At 64.0% G+C, this 5,847-nt stretch carries 8 protein-coding genes and 1 pseudogene; 4 read left to right on the top strand and 5 right to left on the bottom strand.

The features are described from left to right. From ACWELQ_RS35915 to ACWELQ_RS35900, 4 genes and pseudogenes are all read left to right on the top strand, one after another. Window positions 1-449, top strand: a pseudogene (locus ACWELQ_RS35915) (hypothetical protein); the annotation flags it as partial. 75 nt (window positions 450-524) lie between these two features. Beyond that, entirely contained in the window at window positions 525-1,121 is a 597-nt protein-coding gene (locus ACWELQ_RS35910) for a Uma2 family endonuclease (protein ID WP_452401466.1), read from the top strand. An 85-nt stretch (window positions 1,122-1,206) separates the two neighbouring features. Then, the gene (locus ACWELQ_RS35905) at window positions 1,207-1,698 is read left to right on the top strand and encodes a DUF4232 domain-containing protein (RefSeq protein ID WP_452401465.1); all 492 of its coding nucleotides are present in this window, start codon (window positions 1,207-1,209) and stop codon (window positions 1,696-1,698) included. Between the two features lie 97 nt (window positions 1,699-1,795). Continuing rightward, on the top strand, window positions 1,796-2,212 hold the full coding sequence (locus ACWELQ_RS35900) for a nuclear transport factor 2 family protein (RefSeq protein ID WP_452401464.1): 417 nt from the start codon (window positions 1,796-1,798) through the stop codon (window positions 2,210-2,212). Window positions 2,213-2,422: 210 nt separating this feature from the next. On the opposite strand, the gene ACWELQ_RS35895 is transcribed toward ACWELQ_RS35900, so the two are convergent. The 5 genes from ACWELQ_RS35895 to ACWELQ_RS35875 all read right to left on the bottom strand — a co-directional run. Continuing rightward, entirely contained in the window at window positions 2,423-3,064 is a 642-nt protein-coding gene (locus ACWELQ_RS35895; protein ID WP_452401463.1) for a pentapeptide repeat-containing protein, read from the bottom strand. Window positions 3,065-3,275: 211 nt separating this feature from the next. Continuing rightward, window positions 3,276-3,782: a hypothetical protein gene (locus ACWELQ_RS35890; RefSeq protein WP_452401462.1), complete on the bottom strand. Its 507-nt coding sequence runs from the start codon at window positions 3,780-3,782 to the stop codon at window positions 3,276-3,278. Next, entirely contained in the window at window positions 3,779-4,201 is a 423-nt protein-coding gene (locus tag ACWELQ_RS35885; protein WP_452401461.1) for a hypothetical protein, read from the bottom strand. The genes ACWELQ_RS35890 and ACWELQ_RS35885 overlap by 4 nt, the downstream gene beginning before the upstream one ends. A 105-nt stretch (window positions 4,202-4,306) precedes the next feature. After that, window positions 4,307-4,720 carry a hypothetical protein gene (locus tag ACWELQ_RS35880; RefSeq protein ID WP_452401460.1) on the bottom strand — a complete coding sequence of 138 codons (414 nt, stop codon included), beginning with the start codon at window positions 4,718-4,720 and terminating at the stop codon, window positions 4,307-4,309. Between the two features lie 85 nt (window positions 4,721-4,805). Further along, window positions 4,806-5,847 (bottom strand): acyl-CoA carboxylase subunit beta (locus ACWELQ_RS35875; protein ID WP_452401459.1); only part of this gene is annotated, 1,042 nt, incomplete at its 5' end.

The following is a 5,847-nucleotide window of genomic DNA, read 5'->3' as shown; positions in this document are numbered from 1 at the left end:
CGACCCTCGACTTCGCCGTCAAGCTGGCCAAGCGCGGCAAGCGGGTGTGGCTGCGCTACGTGCTGGTCCCCGGCATCACCGACGGCCCCGCCCACCCGGTCTCCTACACCGACCGAGTCCGCCCGTTGTCCGAATCCGACCCCGCCTTCATCTACCAGCACGCCGAAACCTGGGCCACCCTCACCCAGTCCGAGGCCCTGGACCGCGCAGCCACCCTCCGCGCAGACAACGAAATCGACTACGAATCGACCACTTTCACGTTGTCCTCCACCGGCCTCCCGGCGATCCACGAATTCCTGGCCTCCGCCACAGCCGGCGCCCTCTCCGTCCTCCCCTCCGGCGACCTCCCCGCCGACCTGGAAGACGGCGAAGTAACCCACTGGTTCACCGTCGAAGGCGACCCGGTAGACGAAGCAGGCGAAGACATCCGGATAGTCCCGGGCAGTTGACCCGAACTCGCCGGGGACGAACGACAAATGTTCGTCCCCGGCGAGCCGGTGCCGCTATCGATCTAGCGTCGGCATATGCACATGCCCACTTCCGATCGCTGGACAGCAGCCGATCTCGATCACCTTCCCGAGAACGGACTCAGGTACGAGATCCTGAACGGCCAGCTCGTCGTCAGCGCCGCGCCGAAGCCGATCCATCAGCGGTTGGTATCCAACTTGGGACGGGTACTCGAGGATGCGCTACCCGACGGACTCTTCATGATCCCCGGTGTAGGTGTGCTCATCGGCGAAGACGAGCCGATTCCGGATCTGCTGGTGTGTGCGGGGCCGATTCCATGGGACGACCGGGGTATACCTGCTTCGCAGGTGCGGCTGGTAGTAGAGGTCGTATCGCGGTCGACGGCCGCGATGGACCGCCGGATCAAGCCGGATCTCTACGCGGAAGGCGGGATTCCGAGTTTCTGGCGGCTCGAGACCAATCGATTCAAGGGACAGCTTGCAGACGAATCGCTACCGGTCCTTTTCGCATATGCCCTTGGCGAGGCCGGCGAGTATGAGTTGGTGCGGCGTGCGGGCGCGGAAACAAAGATCACTCTGCACAGCCCGTTCGAAGTGAACATCGACCTCGCGACCGTCCTGCCGGAGCGCTATCGCCAGCAGCCCCACGAATAGTGAATTCGTGGATGGTCGAAAAATTATGGGGCGCTGTTAGTTTCGAGGGATGATCTCTCCTCGGTTGATGTCCCGTCGCTGCGCCGTGTCTGTGGGGGTCGGGCTGGCCACGCTTGTTGCGGTTCCGCTCTCGGCGGGTCCGGCCACTGCGGCCGATCCCTGGTGCACCACCGACATGTTGAGCCTCACCGCCCGCCTCCGGCCGGACAGCGACAGCACCGGGCAAGGCAGCCTCGGGCTCATTCTCACCAACACCGCCTCGCAACCCTGTGTCACCGAAGGCTTCCCGGGCGTGGATCTGCTCGGCCCCGACGATCCGGCCTACGGCTCCACCTACCACCTTCCCCGCCAATCCGCCGCCACCCAACCCTTGACCCTCGCACCGGGCCAGTCCGCGGAGAGCGACATCACCTACCTCCCCGGTGGCCCCCAAGGCTGGTACCCGAACACCATCCTCCTCACCCCACCCGACACCACCACCCAACTGAACACCCCATGGCCCCAAGGCATCAGCGTCCTCCGCCAAGACGCCGCCACCCACCCCGGCACCTTCATCGGCCCCCTCCAACCCTCCTGACCCCACCCGGCATTCCAAGATCGGGAGCTCTCATCGCGGATGACCTTGGCGGATTTCCGCCAGCTTGTGGAATGGTCGTCGCCATAGCGTGGGGGACATGACAGTCGACAACAGAAGCATTGTGCAAGGGGCGTGGCGGGCCTTCGCGGAGCATGATGCCGAGCTGATCGGGGCGTTCTTCACCGCTGATGCCGAGTGGCTGGCACCGGCCGGCAACGCGACCGCGGTGGCGCTGAACGCGCCCAGCCATATGGTTGGGCGCGAGGCGATTACGCGGTTCATCGCCGACGACTTCCGACGCTTGTTCGTCGGCGATGTCGTGGTGGACTTTCACGGCTTCTACGCCGACGGGGATCGAGTGATCGTGGAGGAGACGATGAGCGCCACGCTCGCGAACGGCAACCGCTACCGCAACGACTACTGCTTCGTCTTCGAGTTGCGCGACGGCCTGATCCACCGAGTCCGGGAGTACATGGACACCGCCCGCGGTCACCGCGACGTCTTCGCCAACTGACAGTTCAAGATCAGGAGCACTCAGCGCGGAATTTTGTCCGCTTTCCCTCGCTGAGTACTCCCTGACTTTGTCGCCGACTGCGCGCCCTAAGGTATGCGGGGTGAGCTTCAGGGGGGATCGCTCGTAGTGGTGTCGGTCCATCGGTCGCCGGACTGAGCAACCTTATAAGCGGCAATAGCGTGCGGAATTCCGCGCACTGCTAGGCGGATCTCAAGCACCTGGTCGGAGACTGGATACCGTGATGTCAGCGCCGCGCTGGGCAAACCACGTCTGCAATTCGGCACCACCCCGAAGCTCCGCAGTGCCCGATCCAACGTTCGCAGGGCCGTACACGCTGCCATAGGCGCCGTCGACCTGGCACCCGGCTAGGCGCGCATCGGTGAGGTCGGTGCAGTCGAATGCGCAACGCCGCAGATCGGCTCCCCGCAGATCGGCCTCGAACAGTCCCGTGTCGTGCAGCGCAGCGTCACGCAGATCCGCGAACAGGAAAACTGCTCCGGCGAAATCGGCGCTCTGCAACCGCGCACCCCGAAGGGTCGCGCCCGCAGCGTTGCAACCTCGCGCCTGGACAGTGCGCAGCTCGGCTGAACTCAAATCGGAATCGCACAGGTCAGCAAGCAACATCCACGCGCCGTAGAGATCGCAGCCGACGAGCCGCACACCTCGCAAAATGGCCTCGCTCAATTCGGCGTGCTGCAGGTCCATCCCGGACAAGTCCGCACCCGAGAAGTCCAGGCCTCCGCCGGCTAGGAGCGCGGCCACCGTCCGAGGCGCGTCCGGGTCCTCGGGCAGATTTCGGAGGTAGACCTCGAGCGCGGTACGAGCGGCCGGGTCGCCCGGCCATTGATACACCCTTCGTCCTGGCTGCGGGGTCACAGAGCCAATAGGACCATCAACGATGTCGCTGCCGCAGGAACCGTGGCACGTGTCGGAACAGCCTTAACCGGGAATAGAGTGCGTTCTCTGGCTTTAGGCCTTGCTCGGTCGGTTGGTTAGTGAAGACCTCGCCCAAGGACGATCGGGACATCGAAAGTGTCCAGCGGTAGCGGGCATCCCAAGATCGTCATGAGCAGTCCCGGCTGATCGGCATCGGGCTGCTGCTCGATGCTCGGGCCGTTTGCGGGGCCGACGAGGCCGAGATGGTGCAGAAGTACGACGGTGGCGGTAGCCGCTGCGCGAGCATGCTCCTTTCCCGCCGGCCAGCAGCGTGCCGCCAGCCCGTCTCCTCGACGGTGAATCCGTGCACGGACAGATATGTGCGGCTGCGTTCGGAAATCCGTGCGTAGAGCCATATTTCAGCCGGTGTCAGATCGAGGCGGGCGTATCGGTGAGACGGCTCGTCCGATACCTGGAATTCCAGTCGGAGGCTATCCGGCCCTGCACCGAGCGCCAGCATCGCGAAGTGAACATCTCTCAGCAGGTTGGCTAGAACGCCTCGCAGATGGCGAGGCGTATAGACAGTCCAACCTTCGTCCGGAGTGCTGCCGCCCTCTCCGTTACGACCCGTCCAGATATCGACAATGGTGTAATCGTCTGCGTCCGTGTCTGTTTGGTCTTCCGCGTCGGTCACGTACCTGTCACCCTCGGTGAGGAACTCCAGGTAGACATCTTGATGTTCCACTCGTACCACCGACCGTCGGCGTCGGACTCCGCGGAACAGATCATCAGACTCAGGTCACCCCGGCCGGTGAGTTCGAGCCGACGAAGCACGTCACCGTCGGGGTTCTCCCACCACACTTGTATACCCGCGTATCCGCAGTAGAAGGAGGGCTCGCCCCAGTGCGTGATCACGAGATCGAGGTAGTGGCGGAACAGTTCGGGGGCAATGACCGCGACATCTATCGACAGCCTGACCCACCGCCCACCGTCGAACAACGGGATCCGCTGAGCGGTCTTGCCGAACGGATCGCTGTCTTGGAAGATCGCTCCACCAGAAGGACTGCCGGGGATATCCACCTCGGTGAAGCGGGCGTCGCTCATGGAACTCACGAACGGACAGTACCGACCCTCCGCCCCTGATGAGCCTCACTAACTACCTTGGAGGCAGCGATACGACAGCCCTCCATCGGCGTGCCGAGAATCCGCGCATCGGCACTATGGTGCGTGCGGAGATGGCTGGTCGTCGGTCTGCTTTTGTTCGAGTGCTTCCAATCCGGCGACGGCTGGTCCGATCAAGCCGAGGAGGATGACGATGACGCCGATGATGTACCAGACGATGCTGCTGTGGCTGTTTTGCGTATGCATGTCGGAAGTGGAGCTGGCGTGATTGCCTTGCAAGCAGGTGTCGCCGGCTTTCATGGCTGATCCCGCGCAGACCGGATCCTGATGTCCGATCGTGTAGCCGAGGACCAGTAGCGCGATACCGATGCCGATGACTGCGATCCCTCCGAAGAGCCAGCGCCACTTCGATGCGGACGTGTCGGACATGACGAGTTCCCCCTTCTCGGTTCGGATCCCCTGCACTAGGTCGGGGATTCCGCCACAGAGGATGCCATCGGGGCTGCTCATCGCGCGAGTCGAATATCGCGATGTTGCCGCCGCCGAAGTTGCGCGGGAGGTGGCGCGAATCTTCGGCGGCTGACAGGGGATTCGGTTACATGGGGTAGATGGCGTGTTTGCGGGGGTTGAATTCTGGTTTGACGGGGGGTTTGTCGCGGAGGAGGTGGAGGGCTGCGCGGATTTCCAGGCGGGTGCGGGAGGGTTCGATTACGGCGTCGATGTAGCCGCGTTCCGCCGCTATCCAGGGGGTGGCGACGGTTTCGTTGTATTGGTTGATGAGGTATTCGCGGGCCGCTGCGCGCTGATCCTCAGGGAGAGCCGCCAATTGGCGTTTGCCGAGTAGGTCTACCGCGGATTCTGCGCCGATGACGGCGATTCGGGCGGTGGGCCAGGCGAAGCTGATGTCGGCGCCTACCTGGCGGGCGCCCATCATGCCGTAGGCGCCGCCGTAGGACTTGCGGACTACCAGGTTGATGATGGGGACGGTGGCCTCGATGATGGCGCGGGGGGTGCGGCCGCCTCGGATGATGACGCCCGCGGCTTCCTCGGCGAGGCCGGGGAGGACGCCGGGGGTGTCGGCGACGAAGATCAGGGGGATGTTGAAGGCGTCGCAGAGGCGGATGAAGTAGGTGGACTTGTCCGAGCAGGCGGCGTCGATCGAACCGCCCAGGACGAGAGGCTGATTGGCGATCACGCCGACCGGGTAGCCGTCGACGCGGGCGAAGCCGGTGATCAGGTTGGGGGCGAAAGCGGCTCGGATCTCATGGAATTCGCCGTCGTCGAACAGGCGCAACAGGATCTCGTGCATGTCGTAGCCGGTGCGATCGGAGTCGGGGATGATCGTGTCCAGCTCGAGGTCGTAGGCGGTGATCTCCGGTTCCAGACCGGGATTCACGATCGGCGGCTGCTCCAGGCAACTGGTCGGCATGTAGCTGAGGTAGTTGCGGGCCCACTCGTAGGCCTCCTGCTCGGTGTCGGCCACGTGATGCAGGGTGCCGCGTTCGGCCTGCACCTTCGCGCCGCCGAGATCCTCGGCGCTGACGTCCTCGCCATTGACCGCCTTGATCACGTCCGGCCCGGTGACGAACATGTAGGAGTCCTTGGTGCCGATCAGCACATCGGTATTGATCGGCCCG

This window comes from Nocardia sp. NPDC004722 (genome assembly GCF_053601505.1).
Note: the sequence above shows the minus strand (reverse complement) of the source record. Positions and strands in the feature narration are given on the sequence as shown.